Genomic DNA, 20113 nt, shown 5'->3' with positions numbered 1-20113 from the left:
GTTGGCGCGCGGCGTCAACGGGAAATCTTCCGGCTCGGTTTCCTGGCTCGATGACATCGCCAAGCTGACACATCTCGTCGAACAAGGCGGATCGCGGCGCGGCGCGCAAATGATCATGCTTGCCGATTGGCATCCGGACATCATCGATTTCATCATTTCGAAAATGCAAAACCCGCGAATCTTGCGGTTCTTGCTTGAGACGAGCCATGACGAGCAAATCAAGAAAATCGCGAACGAGAAATTGAAATTTACTCCGCTGACGAAGACGGAAGAAGTCATGTACCAAGGCATTGTCAATTACAAGCACATTCCGGGGCAAGGCGGTTTCAGCGATGAAGTCATCCAAGACGCGGAAGCAGCTTTAAAGCGCGGCGGCAACTATACCGTTCACAATCCCGAATTTTTGACGGGCGCGAACATTTCCGTCTGCATCACAAAAGAATTTATGGAAGCAGTTGAGAACGACGAAGCGTACGCCTTGCGTTTTCCTGACGTCGAACATTATTCGAAGACGGAAATGGACGTTTTCAACGAAGAATGGCACAAATGCGGCGACGTTCGCGAATGGGAAAGACGCGGATATGCGGTGCGCACGTATCGGAAAATCAAAGCTCGCGAATTGTGGAATTTGATAAATATTTGCGCCACTTATTCCGCAGAACCGGGGATATTCTTTATCGACAACGCCAATGACATGACGAATGCGAAAGCCTATGGACAAAAAGTCGTTGCGACAAACCCGTGCGGGGAGCAACCGCTTGCGCCATACAGCGTATGCAACCTAGCGGCCGTCAATTTGGCGAACATGGCCGACAAGAAAACAAAACACGTCAATTTGGAAAAATTGAAACAAACGGTGCGTACCGGTGTACGCATGCAAGACAACGTCATAGACGCGACCCCTTACTTTCTCGAAGAAAACCGTGTGCAGGCGCTCGGCGAACGCCGAGTGGGGCTCGGAGTCATGGGATTGCATGACTTGCTTATTTATTGTGAAACGAAATACGGCTCGGCCAAGGGGAACGAAGTCGTCGACGAAGTGTTTGAAACGATTGCGACGACCGCTTATCGGGAATCGATCGAACTTGCCAAGGAAAAAGGCAGTTTTCCATTCCTCGTCGGAAAAACCGAGGAAGAAACACAACAGCTGCGGCAACGGTTTGTCGACTCCGGTTACATGAAGAAAATGCCGGAAGACATTCGCCAAGGCGTCTTGAAATACGGGATTCGCAATTCCCATTTGTTGACGGTGGCGCCGACGGGATCCACCGGTACGATGGTCGGCGTATCCACTGGACTCGAACCGTATTTTTCGTTTTCTTATTACCGGAGCGGCCGCCTTGGGAAATTCATCGAAGTAAAGGCGGACATTGTCAAGGAATATTTGGACGCGCATCCGGAAGCGAGCGAAAAGGAATTGCCGGAATGGTTCGTTTCGGCGATGGATTTAACGCCGGAAGAACATGCCGACACGCAATGCGTCATTCAAAATTGGGTAGACAGCTCAATCAGCAAGACCGTAAACGCCCCGAAAGGGTACAGTGTCGAGCAAGTGCAAGCGGTTTATGAGCGGTTGTACCGCGGCGGAGCAAAAGGCGGGACCGTTTACGTAGACGGCAGCCGCGACGCGCAAGTGTTGACGCTGAAGGCGGAAGATAATCGGTTTGAAGAAGCGCATCAAGAAAGCTTATTTGAAGAGGAAAACAAAGAGAAGGAAAAGCACGTCGTTCTCGTCGATACGATTGCCGATCTGCGTTCAACGGACGTGACCATCGGTTCCGAAGTCGGCAATACATGCCCGGTATGCCGAAAAGGGACCGTTGAGGAAATCGGCGGTTGCAACACATGTACGAACTGCAATGCACAGTTGAAGTGTGGACTATAACAGATGATTGTACGGAAGGATTGGACGAGCCGTGTCCAATCCTTCTGTTCTTGTCACGCCTAGTAAACTGTTGTATCATTTTAAGGGACAACGATTGGGGGGATTGTTTTGCCGCCAACCGCGAGCATGGAAGACTACATTGAGCGCATTTATTTGTTAATGGAAGCCAAGGGTTATGCAAGAGTATCGGATATAGCGGAAGCTCTTGACGTTCATCCCTCCTCCGTGACGAAAATGATTCAGAAACTCGATCACGACAACTACTTGATCTATGAAAAATATCGCGGGTTCATGTTGACCCCGAAAGGGAAAAAACTCGGAAAGCGGCTCGTTTATCGGCATGAGTTGCTGGAAAGTTTCTTGAAAGTGATCGGCGTCAGCCACGAAAATATCTATAAAGATGTTGAAGGCATTGAGCATCACTTAAGTTGGGATTCGATCGACAGAATCGGCGATCTCGTTCAATATTTCGAGGAAAACGAAACCCATGTCAAGGCGTTGGAAGAGATCCGTGCGAAAAACGAACAACCGGAAGAACAACCATAAAGCCGTGAGGGCGATGGTTGTTTTTTTGTTCTAAATCGGTGTTCGGCCCACTAAACATGTTGTAGAGCATTCATTGGCAGATGGGGGGACGGATGCGTGCTTATCGACGGCGTGTTTTCCGGGGGAGGCATGAAAGCGGTCGCTCTGGTCGGGGCCTTGCAAGTGCTCGAAGAAGAAGGCTATCGGTTTCATCGTACGGCCGGAACAAGCGCAGGCGCGCTCGTTGCCGCACTTCTTGCGTCGGGGTACGACAGCCGCGGGATTACGGAAATTTTAAACGAAACGGAATTCCAACAATTGCTTGACGCCAGAAAAAGCGTGATCCCGTTTCCGTTCATGAAGTGGATTCGCGTTTACAAAAAGCTTGGCATGCACCGAGGTGAGGCGCTTGAAAAATGGGTTCGCCGATGGTTACGGAAAAAAGGGGTGGATACGTTCGCGGATTTGCCGCGAGGCGCTTTGAAAATCGTCGCTTCTGATTTGTCGAGGGGGAGAATTCTCGTTTTGCCGGACGATTTGCCTCAATACGGGGTGTTGCCGGAAAAATTTTCTGTGGCTCGCGCGGTGCGAATGAGCAGCAGTTTGCCTTTTATTTACGAACCGGTCTTGTTGTATGATCGCAATGGCGACAAAAATGTCATCGTCGACGGCGGCGTATTGAGCAATTTTCCATTATGGTTGTTCGACAATGCCGCATGCATGTTGCAGCGGCCCGTGCTCGGTCTTCAGCTGAGCCACAGTCTCGAAAACCAAAAAAATCGCAACATCCGCAACGCCGTCGAATTGTATCATTCATTGTTCAGTACTATGAAACAAGCCCACGACGCGCGATATATCTCCAAACATGAAGCCAACAACATCGTTTTCATCCCTGTTTCCCACGTATCGACAACACAATTTCACGTTTCCGACGAAGAGCGCGAGCAGTTGATCGCGCTCGGAAGGGAAAGGGCGGAAAAGTTTTTGAAGAAATGGCGCTATTGAAAACCGCGTGCTTAAAAAAGCGCGCGGTTTCTTTTCTTCCTCTTCTTTCCGTCGATGACGGTTAAATGGTGGTCTTTTTTCCGTTTTAAAAGGGTGTCCCGATCCTTTTTCTTCGCCAATCCGCCTTTCGAGTTGACCAATTTCAAATAGGCGGGACGACGCGATTTATGTCCGCGCTTTTTTTGAAGCTTGGCCGACTGTTTTGCGGCGCGCCGGTATTTCGAGATGCCGCGGCCGTCCGACTTGAGAACGAACCGTCTGTACAAAAGTGCGAAAATCGTGATGACAGCTGCGGCGGCGGCGAGCGTTACGAGCAGGCCGACTGGATTTGTAAACAGTTTCACGAGAAAGCCAAGAGCACCGAGTCCGATCAAAATTAAGGCGATAGGGTGGTACATGCGGCCAAACAACGGACTCACCTCCTCAAAGGGGATTTAACCGATTTTGCTGGAGGCCGGGTCGGAATCAAGAGCTTGTTCCCGGCGTCTCATTTCCTCAAACGAAGCGATGGCGACTTCCACTTGATGAGGATCAGGTTCCTTCGTCGTCAACAATTGCAGCCAAAGTCCCGGATAACCGAGATATTTCAACAGCGGATGATCGCGGAATTTGTTTGTCCATTGCAAAACTTCAAAAGCGATGCCGAGCACGACCGGAATCAAGACGACACGCGACAGCAGACGTTGCCAGAGCGGTTCGGTCGGCACAAAAAAGTAAAGCATGATACTGATGATCGCCGTAAACAAAATGAAACTGCTGCCGCACCGATAATGCAGGCGTGAGTGTTTTTTTACGTTGTCGACGGTTAAAGCCTGACCGTTTTCATACGTATTGATTACTTTATGCTCCGCGCCGTGATATTGGAATACTCTTTTCATGAGCGGCGTGAGCGATATAAAATAAATGTATCCGAGGAGCAGCGCGAATTTAAAAACACCTTCAATAATGTTCTGCATAATGTGCCCCGGGAAGATGGGACGAAAGGCTTCGGCCAGCAAGGCCGGCACGATGACGAAAACGAACTTGGCGAATAAGAACGACAATACGCCGACGACGGCTACACCGAGAATTAACGTTAACTTCGAAGGTGAGGCATCGATGGCGTCGTCATCTTCGGGATCGACGTCGTACCGCTCGCTTGAAAAATTCAAATGCTTTGTTCCGACGGCGCTTGCTTCAATGATGGCGGCGATGCCGCGTACGAAGGGAATCTTCTTCCATTTTGCCAACCGGTTTCCCGCCGGTTTCGGAACTTCGAAATATTCGATTGAATCGTCTTTGCGTCTAATCGCGGTAACGGTCGTATGCTTGCCGCCGAACATGACACCTTCGACAACCGCTTGACCGCCGTAAGCGGGTTTTTGATCGTTTGACAATTCTTTCACCAACCTAACTGGATCATGCTGTTATGCTTCTATTTTACATGAAAGCACGCCAATCCACTAGGTCTTTCCCCTTTATTTTTCCCAATTTTATCATTCTATACACTCCTTTTTATCGGTTGAGCTAAATCTTGAATCCATACGGGTGCAATGCTAAGATGAAAGATAGAGTGTTTCGTGCCGGGTACCTCGAAACGAACGGCCCGGGATTCGTGAAATAAGGGGATCGGAAGATGAATCGCTTTCTCATTGTCAACGGACCAAACTTGAATCGGCTCGGCGTTCGCGAGCCGGACGTTTACGGCGCTTCCTCGCTTTCAGATTTGGAACGAATGCTGGAAGCGTTTGCGAACGAACAACAGTGCCGAATCGATTGCAAACAGTCGAACCATGAAGGTGAACTTGTCGATTGGATTCACGAAGCAGATGAGAGAGCCGACGGCATCGTCTTGAACGCGGGAGCCTTTACTCATTATAGTTATGCGATCAGGGATGCGATCGCCAGCATTTCCATCCCTGTCATTGAGGTTCACATTTCCAACATTCACGCCAGGGAACCGTTCCGAAAGCAGTCGGTGATTGCTCCCGTTGTTGACGGCCAAATCGCTGGATTCGGATTTACCGGCTACAAACTTGCGATCCTCGCATTGGCGGCATTGGTTGACAAAAACTGATGAAACCGATGCCCGATTGACTACTTTTGAAACGGGATAAGCCGGAAAGGATGAAAAGAGAATGATTTCTGTAAACGATTTTCGAACCGGACTGACGATTCAATACGATCAGTCCATTTGGCAAGTGATTGAATTTCAGCATGTCAAACCAGGTAAGGGTTCTGCCTTTGTCCGTTCGAAATTAAGAAATTTGCGTACGGGAGCGATTCAGGAAAAGACGTTTCGTGCTGGCGAAAAAGTCGAAAAAGCACATATTGAAACGCGAACGATGCAATACTTATATTCGTCCGGTGACGCGCATACGTTCATGGATTCAAACACGTTCGAGCAGTTGGAACTGCCCGCGAGTCAAATTCGCCGGGAACTGAATTTCTTAAAAGAAAACATGGAAGTGAAAATCGTTACATACGAAGGCGAAACGTTGGGCATCGAACTCCCGAACACCGTTGAACTAGCTGTCACGGAAACGGAACCGGGCATCAAGGGCGACACACAATCGGGCGGGACGAAATCCGCGACGGTGGAAACAGGGTATTCACTGCAAGTTCCGTTGTTCATCAACGAAGGCGATGTTCTCGTCATCGATACGCGCTCGGGCGACTATGTGTCTCGCGCGTAAAACGGAATCGCACGAAAAACAACCTTATGCGAAAGCATAAGGTTGTTTTTTTGTGGAGTTTTCTTTCCGGTCATATTGGGACAAGACGTGCATACATTGAACAATAAATAACCTTATAAAAATCGGGTGGGAAATGCCATGCGCGAAGCCTATGACCTGTTGCCCGAATCGATCGCCGAATTGTTTCGGGGCTGGTCCGAAGAACGTTTGCGAAAGGTGGAAGAAATTCGCGTCAGGCTCAACAGGAAGCTGGAAGTCGTCGCCGGGCGCGAAACAATTTATCCGCTTCACGGCAATGTGCCTTACCGGGTGACAAAAGAAGACGTACGGCAATTGACGAATAAACTGAGCCGCTATTCGCTTTATGCCTTCGAGGAGGAATTGAAGCGAGGTTACGTGACGATCTCCGGAGGACATCGAGTCGGGCTGGCTGGAAAGGTGATCACGGAAAACGGAAAAGTGAAACGGATTCGTGACATTTGTTCTTTCAACATACGGATCGCCAAACAAAAGATCGGGGCTGCTGACGCTTGTCTTCCGTACGTGAATGAGAACGGATGGTTGAACACGATTATCATCGGTCCGCCGCTGACCGGGAAAACGACGCTGCTTAGAGATCTTGCCCGCATCATTAGCAGCGGAGATGCACGAAGGCTGCTCCGTCCAGCGAAAATCGGCATTGTCGACGAACGGTCGGAAATCGCCGGCTGCTTGAACGGTGTGCCGCAGCACGACCTCGGTGAAAGGGTTGATGTGCTTGACGCCTGTCCGAAAGCGGAGGGCATGATGATGCTTATTCGATCGATGAGTCCCGAAGTGATCGTGGTCGATGAAATCGGAGGAGCGGAAGACGTTGCGGCCGTCCGCGAGGCGGTCAACGCAGGCGTAAAGCTGATGATCACCGCGCATGCCGAGAATTGGGATTCGTTGCGCAGGCGGCCGTCGCTTGAACCGTTGTTGGCTTCGGGTGTGTTTGAACGTTGTATCGTCTTGGCACACCGTGCCAAACCGGGAGTGATTGACACGATCCTCGACGGCAAAGGCAGGGAAGTGCGGCGGCAGCAAAAGGTAACCGTCCGATGACGCAATGGCTCGGAGCGTTATGCATTATTGCGGCGACGACGTCAATCGGTTTCAGATGGGCGAAACGGTACAGCGAGCGGCCGGCGCAATTGCGACAAATGAAGGCGGCGCTGCAGGCGTTGGAAGCGGAAATTATGTATGGCTTGACGCCGCTCGGAGAGGCATGCGCGCACTTGGCGAGGCAAACGCGCGAGCCGGTAAGTGGTTTATTCGCGGCGTTTGCCGATGAACTCGCGAACGGAAGCAGCGACGCAAGGACCGCTTGGGAAACGGCACTTTCGGAAAATTGGCCGCGGACGGCGCTCGGCCGGCCGGAACGGGAAGTGTTGAAGCAATTTGGGTCGACTTTGGGTCAGCATGATCCTTTGCAGCAGCAAAAACAAATCCGGTTGGCGCTTACTCACTTGGAAAGGGAAGAGGCGGAAGCGAGGGACGAGCAGCGGCGCAATGAGCAAATGATCAAGAGTCTCGGCTTGTTGGCTGGGTTGTTGCTGGCGCTTTTATTGATCTAGATGACGGGAGGAAAAGGGCTCGATGGCTTACGACGTAAACACGATATTTCAAATAGCCGGGATCGGGATCATTGTCGCGATGCTGCATACCGTTCTGAAGCAAATGGGGAAAGAAGATTGGGCGCACTGGGTGACATTGATCGGATTTATCGTCGTCCTTTATATGGTAGCCAATATGATCGGCGATTTGTTTGACAAAATTAAAAATGTGTTTTTGTTACAAGGGTAAAGCGGGGAGGTGGTTGCCATTGAAATCGTGCAAATCGTCGGGCTCGGTTTGATCGCAACCTTCCTCGTCCTGTTGTTGAAAGAGCAAAAGCCGGTTTTCGCCTTTTTGCTCGTATTGTTCGTCGGTGCCGTCATCTTTCTGTTTTTGATTGGACAAATTCAAAAAATCATAGCGATGGTCGAGCAGTTGGCGGAGAGCGCCCATTTAAACATGATTTATGTGAAAACGATCTTAAAAATTATCGGGATTGCTTACATTGCCGAATTTGGGGCGCAAATGACGAGAGATGCTGGACAAGGGGCGATCGCGTCAAAAATCGAGCTCGCCGGAAAAGTGTTGATTTTGTTGCTGGCGATCCCGATCATTACTGCCGTGATCCAAACGGTGATTGGATTACTGCCGGGCTGATCAAGGAGGAGGAAGCATGGACGAGCTGTGCCGGAACAACAGGAAACGATTGGTGATGCTTGCGGTTTTCATCTTCCTCGTTATCGCTCCGACCACCGTGTTCGCGGATTCACCGCTTGATGCGGTCAAACAGACAGAATTGAACAGCTTGGAACTGAATGATGTGCGCGCATATTGGCAAAATCTAGTCAGTAAATACGGCGGATTTTTACCAGAAAGCCAAAAAGGCAATCTTTTTGAGTACTTGAGAGGCGACAAACAGTTATCGTTGAAAGAATGGATGATCGCTTTCGTGAAATTTTTGTTTCACGAACTGCTCGCCAACGGAAAATTGCTTGGCATGATCATCCTTCTCACCGTCTTCAGTGTAATTTTGCAAAACTTGCAAAACGCATTTGAACAAAAAACGGTGTCGAAAGTAGCCTACGCCATCGTCTACATGGTGATCATCATCCTTGCGTTAAACAGTTTTCACATCGCGATCAGCTATACGAACCAGGCAATTTCCAGCATGACCAATTTTCTTGTCGCGCTCATCCCGTTAATTCTCGCGTTAATGGCTTCCGTCGGAAGCGTTACGTCGGTCGCTTTTTTTCATCCGATCATCATCTTTTTGATTAACACGAGCGGCTTGCTCGTCAAATCATTTGTCTTGCCGCTCTTGTTTCTTTCAACGCTGTTGTCCGTCGTCAGCACGCTGAGCGACTCCTACAAAGTCACACAGCTCGCTAAGCTGCTTCGCAACATCAGCATCGGCACGCTCGCGGTCTTTTTCGCCATTTTTCTCGGCGTCATGTCCGTCGAAGGCGCTTCCGCCGCCATCGCCGACGGCATTACCGTCAAAACCGCGAAATTCATCACCGGCAACTTCGTCCCGGTGATCGGCCGCATGTTCACCGATGCCACCGACACCGTCATGAGCGCATCCGCGTTGCTGCGCAACTCCGTCGGCATCATCGGCGTCGTCATCTTGCTCGCGATCGCCGCCTTCCCGGCGATCAAAATCTTCTCGCTCGCGCTCATTTACAATCTCGCTTCCGCCATTTTGCAGCCGCTCGGCGGCGGTCCGATCATTGAATGCTTGAGCATCATCGGCAAAGGCGTCATTTTTATATTCGCGGCGCTTGCAACGGTTTCCCTTATGTTCTTTCTTGCCGTGACGATCATCATTGCCGCGGGGGATTTGTCTCTCATGGTGCGGTAAAGGAGGCGAAACGTGGATTATTTGACGGAGTGGATCAAAGGCATCATCCTGTTGATTTTGCTCGCGGTTGTCTTGGAGTTGTTATTGCCGAATAACAGCTTGCAACGTTATGTTCGGCTTGTCGTCGGTCTTTTGCTGTTGTTGGCGTTGCTCAATCCGGTTTTGTCGATTTTGGATGCGGATGTCGATGAGTGGGTCGAAAAGATGACGAGGAGGCCGGCGATAAGCGGGAGCGAAATGAAAAATACGATAAAAAACACGAAAAGAGAAATACAAGCCTCTCACCGTGCATATATTGAAAAACAAGTGGCTGTCCAATTGAAGAATGAAGCGGAAAAGGAGGTGCATGACCGTTCGCGTTTGCACGTCGCCGGGGTGGATGTCGAACTGATGCCGACCGGTGAAGAAAGACCGCAGATGACGATCAAATGGGTTAAGGTCACGCTCAGCAAGGACGACACGGGAAACGAAACGACTGCCGATATTGAACCTGTGGAACCGGTGACGATCGATATTGACGAGAAGACAACGACAGACGGTGATACACATTCGCATGCACAGGAAATCCGCCGTCGGCTCGCCGACTTATGGCGGTTGGGCGAAAATCAAGTCATCGTTGTCATCGTTGAAGGCGGGGTTGAAGGCGGGAAGGAGGATTCCAAGTGATGAAACGGTGGAAAGACCTGTTCACTAAAACCAAATCGCCGCAAAAGCTTCAGTCCTATCGCTATGTCATCCTCGTTCTCATCGTCGGAGTCGCACTCATGTTGTTTGGGAGTTTTCAGTCGAAAGACAGCGGCGAAACGAAAGCCGTCAAGACGGCGGTGACACCAGCGGATGGAAGCGAATCTGTCATAGGAAAAAAAAACGAGGCTTCTCCTTCCACGCCGATCGAGTACGAGCATTATTACGAGCAACAGTTGGAAGAGGCGATCGAAGACGTTTACGGCGTCACGGACGTTACGGTGACGGTGTACATTGCGACGTCGGAAACAAAGATCGTCGAAAAAAACGTTGACGGATCAACAAAGTCAACTTCTGAAACGGATCAAAAAGGCGGAAGCCGCGAAATTAAAGAAAACAGCGAACAAAAGGACGCTGTCATCATAGATGGGCAGGAAGGCGAGAAACCGTTAGTGATCGGAACTGAACAGCCGAAAATCAGCGGCGTGCTCGTCGTTGCGGGCGGGGCGGACAACGCTCAGGTGAAGTTGTGGATCAAGAATGCCGTGAACAGTTTGCTCGGCATTCCGGATTATCGAATCGCCGTACTGCCGAAAAAACAAAGGGGGAACGAACAATGATGTTGAAGAAACAAACGGTTTGGCTGCTCACGATGCTGAGTCTGATCATCGTATTGAGTGTGTATTATATGACGTCGCCGGTGCCGAATCCCGGACAGCAGACGGCTGTCGGCGAAGATGATAAACAGGAGAAAAAACAAGGCGAAGACTCGTCGTCGAACAACAGCGAATCAGAATCCCCGTCGAAAAAAGAAGATACGAAAACGGACAGTCCGACCGCGACGAGCATAACCGGGGAAGCCACGTTTGCATCGGCAAAGTTGAAGAAGATGGAAGCACGGGAGGAACTCCAGGAACATTATACGGCCGTCATCGCATCTAGTGAGGCGACGCCGGAAGAAAAAGCGGAAGCGAAAGCGAAATTGGATGAGTTGAGCCAAATGTCGGCGAAAGAAAAAATGCTCGAGTCGCTTATTGTTGCGAAAGGATTCAACGATGCGCTCGTAAGCGTCGACGGCGAAAAAATCCGCATTTACGTCCAAACGAAACAATTGTCCAACGAGCAAGCGGCGGAGATTTTGGACTTAGTTGTAGACAAAGTGAATGTTCCGACACATAACATTATGGTCACGTACAAGGCGGGAGCTGCGGAGTAAGCTGTTGATTCAATCAACAGCTTTTTCTTTTTGTGAATCCCATGATATAATAATTATGATTGCCGTAAGACTAAGACATTTGTTGAGGGAGTGAACAAGGACTTGAAAATTCAAGAAGTTCGCGAGTTGATTAAATTGATCGACGAATCATCGATCGACGAATTCGAATATGAACTCGACGGCGCGAAAATCAAACTGAAGAAAAATTCGGAAAGCGTAACGACGATGGTGACTGCGCCTTCCAAGGAAGAGCAAGCTGTGATGACGCAGCCGGCCGGCGTAACGGCCAATCACGAGCCGCAGGCGCAAACAGAATCAACGAAACAACCGGAATCGAGCGGGGATTCGCAAAAAGAGGACGAGCATTTACATAAAATCGAATCTCCGATGGTCGGGACGTTTTACACGTCGCCTTCGCCGGATGCGGACGCTTACATCAAAGTCGGCGACAAAGTGCAGGAAGACTCTGTGGTGTGCATCATTGAGGCGATGAAACTATTCAATGAAATCGAGGCTGACGTATCAGGGGAAATCGTCGAAATTCTTGTCAACAACGGAGAACTGGTTGAATACGGTCAACCGCTCTTTCTTGTCAAACCTGCATAAGGAAAATCGGTTGTAAATTTACGCGATCGACGAGATCGATTTCCTTACATTTGAATTGAGATTCACGAAGGAGCGTTTAACATGATCAAAAAATTGCTCGTTGCCAACCGCGGAGAAATTGCCGTTCGCGTTATTCGCGCTTGCAAAGAGCTTGGCATTGAGACGGTTGCCGTCTATTCGAAGGCAGACGAAGACGCCCTCCATACGAGAATGGCCGATGAGGCCTACTGCATCGGGCCGGCTGCTTCGAAAGACAGCTACTTAAATTTCACAAATATCATGAGTATCGCAAAGCTTACCGGCGTGGATGCGATCCACCCCGGCTACGGATTTCTTTCCGAAAACGCCGATTTTGCGGAAATATGTGCCGAGTGCAACGTCACGTTTGTCGGACCGAGTGCGGAAGCGATCGCGAAGATGGGTACGAAAGACGTCGCCCGGAAAACGATGGAGAAAGCCGGCGTGCCGGTCGTGCCTGGTTCCGACGGCATCGTGGCTGATGAGGAAGAGGCGCTTAAGGTCGCCGATGAAATCGGTTATCCGGTCATTATCAAGGCGACGGCCGGCGGCGGCGGCAAAGGCATCCGCGTGGCACGCACGAAAGAGGATCTCGTGAAAGGGGTGCGCGTGACGCAGCGGGAAGCGGCGACCGCTTTCGGAAATGACGGCGTATATCTTGAGAAATACATCGAAGATTTCCGTCATGTGGAGATCCAAGTGTTGGCCGATACGCACGGAAACACGATTCACCTCGGGGAACGGGATTGCTCGATTCAGCGGCGCCTGCAAAAACTGTTGGAAGAATCCCCGTCTCCGGCGCTCGACGCCGATAAGCGCGAGGAAATGGGCAACGCGGCGGTGAAAGCGGCTCAAGCGGTCGATTACACCGGCGCCGGAACGATCGAATTTATTTACGACCACAACAACGGGAATTTTTATTTTATGGAAATGAACACACGCATCCAGGTGGAGCATCCCGTCACGGAATGGGTAACCGGGGTCGATCTAGTCAAGGAACAAATTCGCGTCGCTTCGGGCGAGAAACTCTCACTCCGGCAGGAAGACGTCACCTATGAAGGTTGGGCGATCGAATGCCGCATTAACGCGGAAAACCCGGATAAAAATTTCATGCCTTCGCCCGGACGGCTGGAAATGTTTCTCCCGCCCGGCGGATTCGGTGTGCGCGTGGATTCAGCGGCCTATACCGGCTACAAAATTCCGCCGTTTTATGATTCAATGATCGCTAAAGTGATCAGCTATGGAAAAACGCGCGAAGAAGCCATTGCGCGGATGAAAAGGGCGCTGGACGAATTTGTCGTCGAAGGCGTTCATACGACCATTCCGTTTCATTTGCGGCTGTTGAATCACGAAAAATTCGTCGAGGGGAATTTCAATACGAAATTTCTCGAACAATACCCATTAACGAGTCGGTGACGGAGGTGACTGATATGACGGAGTCGACCACTTTTGAAATGGAAGAGCACGATCTCGGGAAGGTGGAAATTTCGCCGGAGGTCATTGAGGTGATCGCAAGCATTGCGGCCAATGAGGTAACCGGCGTTTCGGAAATGCGCGGAAGTTTCGCGACGGGAGTCGCTGAGAGATTAGGCAGACGTAATCACCGCAAAGGGGTGAAGGTGGAGCTCGCAGAAGACGGCATCACAATCGACGTTTACGTGCTGTTGAAATACGGCGTGTCCATTCCCGAAACCGGCCAAAAGATTCAAGACAACATTTGCCAAACGTTGCGAACGATGACGTCGCTTGATGTGAAAGCGGTCAACATTCACGTAACCGGCATCCAATTCGAACAAACCGACGAAGCAGAAGATGCGAAAGAAGAAAGCGAATGAATGAATGAAAAAAATCAAGGGGGAGGCGGCTTCCCTTTGATTTTTTTGCACGAATGACCATTTGTCGTGTGTTTGCTTGTTTCGCTTGCCCACGGAGAAAGGAAGTTAACGAATGAACAGACGAATGGCCCGCGAAAAAGCGGTACAAGCTTTGTTTCAAGTGGAAATCGGCGGCGCAGAGGCGGCGGAAGCGATTGAAAATGTGCTCGAAGAGGGACAGCAAGACGAATTTTTAAATAAGCTCGTGGAAGGTACGTTGGACCATCAGGCTGCCATCGATCCAGTCATCGTCGCGAACTTGGAGCATTGGAATTTGTCAAGAGTCGGAAACGTCGATCGCTGCATTTTGCGCATGGCCGTGTTCGAACTCAAATTTCTTGGTGACATACCGCGGAACGTAACGTTAAACGAGGCCGTCGAGTTGGCGAAAACGTTCGGAGGCGAACAGTCGGGACGTTTTGTGAACGGTGTTTTGTCAAAGATTGCCCGCGACGTTGAAAAATAAGTCGCCAACGATTGAACTTGTCATTCAAAGGAGAATGTTTCCATGAACGATGCCGACCGTTATATGACGGTTACCGCCTTAACTCGTTCGATCAAACGATTGTTTGAGAAAGAGCCGAAATACCGAAACGTATGGGTGCGCGGCGAACTCTCGAACTTTAAACACCACAGCCGCGGCCATATGTACTTCACCTTGAAAGACAACCAGTCAAGAATCCAGTCGGTCATGTTCTCCAGTCAAAATCGTTCGCTCCGTTTCCGGCCGGAAGACGGAATGAAGGTGCTCGTACGAGGCGAAGTTTCGGTTTATGAACCGTACGGCCAATACCAATTGTACGCGAAAGAAATCCAGCCGGACGGGGTCGGCAATTTGTATCTCGCTTTCGAAGAATTGAAACGCAAATTGGAACAGGAAGGCCTGTTTGCCGTAGCACATAAAAAAACGCTTCCGACGTATGCAACGGAAATCGGTGTTGTCACTTCGCCGACAGGCGCAGCCTTGCGCGATATTTGCACGACAATCAAACGACGCTACCCCGCCGCCCGCATCACGGTATTTCCTGCTCTCGTGCAAGGAACAGCAGCAGCCGCGTCGGTCGCCGATGCCATCAAACAAGCGAACTTGCACTCCTTTCTCGATGTTTTGATCATCGGCCGCGGAGGCGGTTCCATCGAAGAATTATGGGCATTTAATGAAGAAATCGTCGCCCGGGCGATTTTTCGTTCCCGTCTCCCGATCATTTCCGCCGTTGGGCACGAAACCGACTACACGATCTCCGACTTCGTTTCCGACGTTCGTGCTCCAACGCCGACTGCGGCTGCTGAGTTGGCCGTTCCCCACGTCGGCGAATTACGAGAACGCATCAATGAAAGAATCATTCGCATGAAACGGGCGATGAACGAGCGGATGCAGACGCAGCGAGCCCGATTGCAACGACTGGAATCCTCCTATGCATTTCGCTCTCCAGCACAAACGTTGCGTGAGAAGGAACAAGCTTTGGATCAATGTTTGGAGCGGTTGACGAGGAACATGCGTCGTCAAGTTGAGAACAAAAGCTACGAATGGAGAAATACCGTTCGTGTTTTGTCGAAATACCATCCACAACAAGCGGTGAAAGACGCCTTTGCTGCAACCGATCGTGTCGCGAAACAACTGCGGCGGGAAATGAACCAGTTGCTTGTGCTGCAACAAAACGCGTTTCGTCAAACGGTATCGAAATTGAATGTCTTGAGTCCGCTCAATGTCATGGAGCGGGGCTTCAGTTTAACGTATGGAAAAGACAAGCAGTTGATCCAAACGGTTCATCAAGTGCAGCCCGGAGATCTCGTCAATGTGAGGCTCAAGGACGGAACATTGGATTGTCAAGTTTGGGGAATCGAAGAGGGGGAGACGCAGTGAAAGAAACGGAACACGAAACACGCGAGATGTCCTTCGAAGAAGCGATGGAACAAATGGAAAAAATCGTCGAGCGCCTCGAAGAGGGGGACGTCCCGCTTGAAAAGGCGATTGAGCTGTTTCAGAAAGGCATGAATTTATCGAAAACGTGCCATTCGAAGTTAAAGAAAGTCGAGGAGCAAATGGATCAAATTTTGAACGACGATGGTGAAATGGAAACGTTGGTCATTCAGGAGGAAGACAAAACGTGATCGATGCTTATTTTCGACGGCAAAAGGAAAGAATTGACGAAATCCTTTTTGCGCAAATCGATCGGCTGGATACAGCGGATCGGTTAAAAGAAGCGATGCATTACTCGGTACAAGCCGGGGGCAAACGAATTCGCCCAATCTTGCTGCTAGCCACGATGGAAGCTTTCGGGAAAAATTCACAATCGGGACTTCCAGTCGCTTCTGCGATTGAATTGATCCACACGTATTCCTTGATTCACGACGACTTGCCTGCCATGGACGATGACGACTTGAGAAGAGGAAAACCGACGAACCATAAAATATACGGAGAAGCGACGGCAATTCTCGCCGGGGACGCTTTGTTGACGTTAAGTTTCGAAGCGGTCGCTGAAATCGGCGACGCGGACATTGACGGATCCAAGAAGACACAGCTGATCGCGATGATGGCGCGTGCGGCAGGGGCGGAAGGAATGGTCGGCGGGCAATGTTTCGATCTCGAGGCGGAACGAAAAAAACTGACCTTCGAAGAGCTTGAGCAAGTGCACTTACGAAAAACCGGAAAATTGCTGGCGTTCTCGATTGAAGCCGGCGCTTTGCTTGCCGACGCTGATGAATTTCAAACAAACCAATTGCGAAATTTCGCGCAACATCTCGGTCTCGCCTTTCAAATCCGCGACGACATTCTCGACATCATTGGGGATACGAATACGATGGGAAAGACGGCCGGCAGCGACTTGAACAAACAAAAAAGTACGTATCCGCAACTGTTGTCGCTCGACGGCGCGAAACGGAAACTCGAAGAACATTTCATTCAAGCGAAGCATCATTTGTCGGAAGCAGCTGTCGATCATCGGCGATTGTCGGCGTTGAGCGATTACATCGTAAACCGCGACGTTTGACCGCGGCAACGTAATAACCTCGTTGAGAAAATCTGCTATTCGTGGTATAATAAGATGTGCAATACGCAAGTGGTGCAGTATTCTAGTCGGCTTCCCATTTCTGAGGGCGGGCCTAAAAATCCGCCAAAGGGCACATCGATGAAGCTTCTGGTGTCGGCTTGAGGCGCCCAGCCTTGGGTCAATGCTGGGAGTTAAGGACGTAGGGCGATCCACAATGGCATGTGGGCGATGACCCTGCAGTCCGCGGAGGCCCCATTCATACGTGCATGCGTATGTTGGGAGATAACCCTGAATCGTGAGTTCTGGGAATTCACGTTCAGCGTAGCCTGCCTTGAGTGGAGTCGGAGGGGATTACGGGCATTGTGGAAAAAGTCCGCTTGGCCGGCGGATAGTGTTTTCTGATCCGTATGAAATCCGTTCTGCAAAAGAGGCTAGGAAATGGAAGGGCTGTTGAGGAAAACTCCTAGACTGTTCCGATGACGTTTGAAGGGGATTATAGTGCAGACTGAGTGGCGATCCAGTTCGGCTGCCGGCGACGGGGCCGGAAAGGGTTTAAAGGGAAACCGCCGGAGCGGCAACGATTCGGTATCCTTTCGGGAAAACCTACTGGACCTAAGCTGCAATGTTTACTCTTCGAACGACCACTTCCCTATTGTGTTAACGTTGTTAGGAGATTGAAGCTAAGTATGAAATTAATGTTTAAAAAATCCATAAAATGGAGTTCTGGGATTGCCGTTATCACGCTCGTGTTAGCGGCTATTTTTTCAGTCGTATCTACGTTTGTCCTCGATGGCGTCACATGGGGCGCCGGCACGTTAATCGTGCTGTTCATCGTTGCCATCGGGATCATTTTTGACATCATCGGCGTCGCCGCCACTGCGGTGGACGAAAAACCATTTCACGCGATGGCTTCAAAACGAATTCACGGTTCGAAACAGTCGATTTACATCGCTAGAAATGCCGATCGGATGGCGAACTTTTGTAATGACGTCGTTGGAGACATTTCCGGTATCGTCAGCGGAACCGCAGTCGCGGCTGTAGTTTTGCAACTCACTTTACAATTGGAATATGGAAGCGATTCCACGTTTCAATATGTCGTCTCCGTCATATTTACGAGCGTCGTCGCGGCGTTGACGGTCGGAGGTAAAGCGTTTGGCAAAACGTTTGCCATACGATACGCGACACAAATCATCTTCCAGGTTGGCAAGCTGTTTTACTTCATCGAAAGCAAGCTGAAGCTTTCATTGACGCAAAAGAAGTTCAATGCGACCCAATCTGGCGTTAAAAGGAAGTGACATCATCCAAATGAATCTTGAAAGCATTCATGATCCGTCGTTTATGAAATCTTATTCAAGCGAAGATCTTGAACAATTGGCAGCGGAAATCCGGGAATTTCTCATCCGAAAACTGTCGCGCACCGGCGGACATCTCGGGCCGAACCTTGGCGTCGTCGAACTGACGCTCGTCTTGCACAAATTGTTCGAAAGCCCGAAAGACAAATTCATTTGGGATGTCGGACACCAGTCATATGTGCACAAAATTTTGACCGGCCGTGCAGACAAGTTCGATTCGCTTCGGCAATACAAAGGGCTGGCTGGATTTCCGAAACGGTCCGAAAGCGAACATGATCATTGGGAAACGGGTCATAGCTCAACATCGCTCTCGGCAGCGATGGGGATTGCGGCTGCCCGCGATTTAAAAGGCGGCAACGAATCGGTCATCGCGATCATCGGCGACGGAGCATTGACCGGCGGTATGGCTCTTGAAGCATTGAATCACATTGGGCATGAGCAGAAAGATTTAATCGTCGTTCTCAACGATAATGAAATGTCGATCGCTCCAAATGTCGGGGCGCTTCACAACATACTCGGCCGTTTGCGTACGGCAGGGAAATACAATCGCGCCAAAGACGAATTTGAAACGTTTTTGAAAAAAGTTCCGGTCGGGGGCCGTCTCGCATCCACGGCTGAACGGTTGAAAGATTCGTTGAAATACTTGTTTGTGACCGGAATGTTTTTCGAAGAACTCGGCTATACGTATCTCGGTCCTGTGAATGGGCACAGCATCACCGATTTAACGGAAAACCTGAAATATGCGAAGAAAATGCACGGACCGAAACTCGTGCACGTTTTGACGCAAAAAGGGAAAGGGTACAAACCTGCTGAGTCCGACACCGTTGGAACATGGCACGGCACGGGACCGTACAAAATCGAATCCGGGGATTTGATCAAGCCGGTCGGGGCGCCGCCGGCCTACAGCCAAGTCGTCAGCGAAGCTTTGCGCAAGCTGGCGAGGAAAGACGAGCGCATTGTCGTTCTCACGCCGGCGATGACGGTAGGGTCGAAATTGGAAGCTTTTCGCAAGGAATTCCCCAACCGCCTTTTCGATGTCGGGATTGCCGAACAACATGCTACGACGATGGCCGGAGGTCTGGCCGCCGAAAAGATGAAACCGGTATTATCCATTTATTCGACGTTTTTGCAACGCGGGTACGATCAGCTTGTCCACGACGTATGCCGGCAAAAGCTGAACGTCGTTTTTGCCGTCGATCGGTCCGGTCTTGTTGGGGCAGATGGGGAGACGCATCATGGCGTGTTCGACATCGCCTTCATGCGTTCCTTGCCGAACATGGTAATTGCGATGGGGAAAGACGAAAACGAACTGCAGCATTTGATTTCGACTGCTGTGCATTACGATGAAGGACCGATCGCTGTACGACTGCCGCGCGGAAACGGGATCGGTGTTGAATTGGACGAGCATTTTCATGAAATTCCGATCGGCACTTGGGAAGTGGTGCGCGAAGGATACGATGCCGCGATTCTTTCGTTCGGACCGATGATCCAGACCGCCGAAAAAGCAGCGGAAACACTCGCATTGGAAGGCTGTTCCGTAAAAATCATCAATGCGCGTTTTCTGAAACCGTTGGATGAAGCGATGTTGTCCGGTTTGGCGGATGAGCACATGCCGATCCTTACGGTTGAAGAAGGCGTCTTGAAAGGCGGATTCGGTACGGCGGTGCTGGAATATTTCAATGAACAAGGGTACGATACGTCACAAATCCGGCGGATGGGCTTGCCGGACCGTTATATCGAGCACGGCAGCGTCGGCGATTTGTTAAATGAAGTCGGGTTGACCGTTGAAGGCATATGCAAGAACATTCGGAGTCTTGTACCCGGCAAAAAACAACAGCAGGCGTGAA

At 50.4% G+C, this 20113-nt stretch carries 24 protein-coding genes; 22 read left to right on the top strand and 2 right to left on the bottom strand.

What is annotated here, in order from left to right; translation table 11 throughout:
* The 3 genes from VFK44_03910 to VFK44_03900 form a co-directional block, all read left to right on the top strand.
* A partial coding sequence (locus VFK44_03910) for a vitamin B12-dependent ribonucleotide reductase (GenBank protein ID HET7627516.1) occupies positions 1-1885 on the top strand: 1885 nt, incomplete at its 5' end.
* 126 nt (positions 1886-2011) lie between these two features.
* Positions 2012-2431: a transcriptional regulator MntR gene (gene mntR, locus VFK44_03905; GenBank protein HET7627515.1), complete on the top strand. Its 420-nt coding sequence runs from the start codon at positions 2012-2014 to the stop codon at positions 2429-2431.
* Positions 2432-2527: 96 nt separating this feature from the next.
* Positions 2528-3415: a patatin-like phospholipase family protein gene (locus VFK44_03900; GenBank protein HET7627514.1), complete on the top strand. Its 888-nt coding sequence runs from the start codon at positions 2528-2530 to the stop codon at positions 3413-3415.
* Positions 3416-3426: 11 nt separating this feature from the next.
* On the opposite strand, the gene VFK44_03895 is transcribed toward VFK44_03900, so the two are convergent.
* Positions 3427-3825, bottom strand: a complete 399-nt coding sequence (locus tag VFK44_03895; GenBank protein ID HET7627513.1) for an SA1362 family protein — start codon at positions 3823-3825, stop codon at positions 3427-3429.
* A gap of 24 nt (positions 3826-3849) precedes the next feature.
* The gene (locus tag VFK44_03890) at positions 3850-4791 is read right to left on the bottom strand and encodes a DUF1385 domain-containing protein (GenBank protein HET7627512.1); all 942 of its coding nucleotides are present in this window, start codon (positions 4789-4791) and stop codon (positions 3850-3852) included.
* A 239-nt stretch (positions 4792-5030) separates the two neighbouring features.
* On the opposite strand from VFK44_03890, the gene aroQ reads away from it, so the two are divergent.
* The 19 genes from aroQ to dxs all read left to right on the top strand — a co-directional run bounded on the left by aroQ (position 5031) and on the right by dxs (position 20112).
* The gene (gene aroQ, locus VFK44_03885; GenBank protein HET7627511.1) at positions 5031-5471 is read left to right on the top strand and encodes a type II 3-dehydroquinate dehydratase; all 441 of its coding nucleotides are present in this window, start codon (positions 5031-5033) and stop codon (positions 5469-5471) included.
* Positions 5472-5532: 61 nt separating this feature from the next.
* Positions 5533-6090, top strand: coding sequence for an elongation factor P (efp, locus tag VFK44_03880; protein ID HET7627510.1), 558 nt, complete (start codon positions 5533-5535; stop codon positions 6088-6090).
* A 138-nt stretch (positions 6091-6228) separates the two neighbouring features.
* The gene (gene spoIIIAA, locus VFK44_03875; GenBank protein HET7627509.1) at positions 6229-7173 is read left to right on the top strand and encodes a stage III sporulation protein AA; all 945 of its coding nucleotides are present in this window, start codon (positions 6229-6231) and stop codon (positions 7171-7173) included.
* The gene (gene spoIIIAB, locus VFK44_03870; GenBank protein HET7627508.1) at positions 7170-7685 is read left to right on the top strand and encodes a stage III sporulation protein SpoIIIAB; all 516 of its coding nucleotides are present in this window, start codon (positions 7170-7172) and stop codon (positions 7683-7685) included. Before spoIIIAA ends, spoIIIAB begins: the two co-directional genes overlap by 4 nt.
* Positions 7686-7707: 22 nt before the next feature.
* A complete protein-coding gene (gene spoIIIAC / locus VFK44_03865; protein HET7627507.1) occupies positions 7708-7914 on the top strand; it encodes a stage III sporulation protein AC in 207 nt (68 codons plus the stop codon).
* A gap of 18 nt (positions 7915-7932) precedes the next feature.
* A complete protein-coding gene (gene spoIIIAD / locus VFK44_03860; protein HET7627506.1) occupies positions 7933-8322 on the top strand; it encodes a stage III sporulation protein AD in 390 nt (129 codons plus the stop codon).
* A gap of 16 nt (positions 8323-8338) precedes the next feature.
* On the top strand, positions 8339-9526 hold the full coding sequence (gene spoIIIAE / locus VFK44_03855; protein HET7627505.1) for a stage III sporulation protein AE: 1188 nt from the start codon (positions 8339-8341) through the stop codon (positions 9524-9526).
* A 12-nt stretch (positions 9527-9538) separates the two neighbouring features.
* Complete coding sequence (gene spoIIIAF / locus VFK44_03850) at positions 9539-10192, top strand: stage III sporulation protein AF (GenBank protein HET7627504.1); 654 nt, start codon at positions 9539-9541, stop codon at positions 10190-10192.
* Positions 10192-10830, top strand: coding sequence for a stage III sporulation protein AG (spoIIIAG, locus tag VFK44_03845; protein HET7627503.1), 639 nt, complete (start codon positions 10192-10194; stop codon positions 10828-10830). The genes spoIIIAF and spoIIIAG overlap by 1 nt, the downstream gene beginning before the upstream one ends.
* Positions 10827-11426 carry a SpoIIIAH-like family protein gene (locus VFK44_03840; protein HET7627502.1) on the top strand — a complete coding sequence of 200 codons (600 nt, stop codon included), beginning with the start codon at positions 10827-10829 and terminating at the stop codon, positions 11424-11426. The genes spoIIIAG and VFK44_03840 overlap by 4 nt, the downstream gene beginning before the upstream one ends.
* Before the next feature lie 102 nt (positions 11427-11528).
* Positions 11529-12032 carry an acetyl-CoA carboxylase biotin carboxyl carrier protein gene (gene accB / locus VFK44_03835; GenBank protein ID HET7627501.1) on the top strand — a complete coding sequence of 168 codons (504 nt, stop codon included), beginning with the start codon at positions 11529-11531 and terminating at the stop codon, positions 12030-12032.
* 81 nt (positions 12033-12113) lie between these two features.
* Positions 12114-13466, top strand: coding sequence for an acetyl-CoA carboxylase biotin carboxylase subunit (accC, locus tag VFK44_03830; GenBank protein ID HET7627500.1), 1353 nt, complete (start codon positions 12114-12116; stop codon positions 13464-13466).
* Positions 13467-13480: 14 nt separating this feature from the next.
* Positions 13481-13885: an Asp23/Gls24 family envelope stress response protein gene (locus VFK44_03825; protein ID HET7627499.1), complete on the top strand. Its 405-nt coding sequence runs from the start codon at positions 13481-13483 to the stop codon at positions 13883-13885.
* Between the two features lie 112 nt (positions 13886-13997).
* Entirely contained in the window at positions 13998-14390 is a 393-nt protein-coding gene (gene nusB / locus VFK44_03820; GenBank protein HET7627498.1) for a transcription antitermination factor NusB, read from the top strand.
* A 42-nt stretch (positions 14391-14432) separates the two neighbouring features.
* Positions 14433-15788 carry an exodeoxyribonuclease VII large subunit gene (gene xseA / locus VFK44_03815; protein ID HET7627497.1) on the top strand — a complete coding sequence of 452 codons (1356 nt, stop codon included), beginning with the start codon at positions 14433-14435 and terminating at the stop codon, positions 15786-15788.
* Between the two features lie 26 nt (positions 15789-15814).
* A complete protein-coding gene (xseB, locus tag VFK44_03810; GenBank protein HET7627496.1) occupies positions 15815-16036 on the top strand; it encodes an exodeoxyribonuclease VII small subunit in 222 nt (73 codons plus the stop codon).
* Positions 16036-16914: a farnesyl diphosphate synthase gene (locus VFK44_03805; GenBank protein ID HET7627495.1), complete on the top strand. Its 879-nt coding sequence runs from the start codon at positions 16036-16038 to the stop codon at positions 16912-16914. Before xseB ends, VFK44_03805 begins: the two co-directional genes overlap by 1 nt.
* 686 nt (positions 16915-17600) lie before the next feature.
* On the top strand, positions 17601-18209 hold the full coding sequence (locus VFK44_03800) for a hypothetical protein (protein HET7627494.1): 609 nt from the start codon (positions 17601-17603) through the stop codon (positions 18207-18209).
* A gap of 10 nt (positions 18210-18219) precedes the next feature.
* Positions 18220-20112, top strand: coding sequence for a 1-deoxy-D-xylulose-5-phosphate synthase (gene dxs / locus VFK44_03795; protein HET7627493.1), 1893 nt, complete (start codon positions 18220-18222; stop codon positions 20110-20112).
* Position 20113: the final 1 nt, after the last annotated feature.

Source organism: Bacillales bacterium, from assembly GCA_035700025.1.
Taxonomy (GTDB): domain Bacteria; phylum Bacillota; class Bacilli; order Bacillales; family DASSOY01; genus DASSOY01.
Note: the sequence above shows the minus strand (reverse complement) of the source record. Positions and strands in the feature narration are given on the sequence as shown.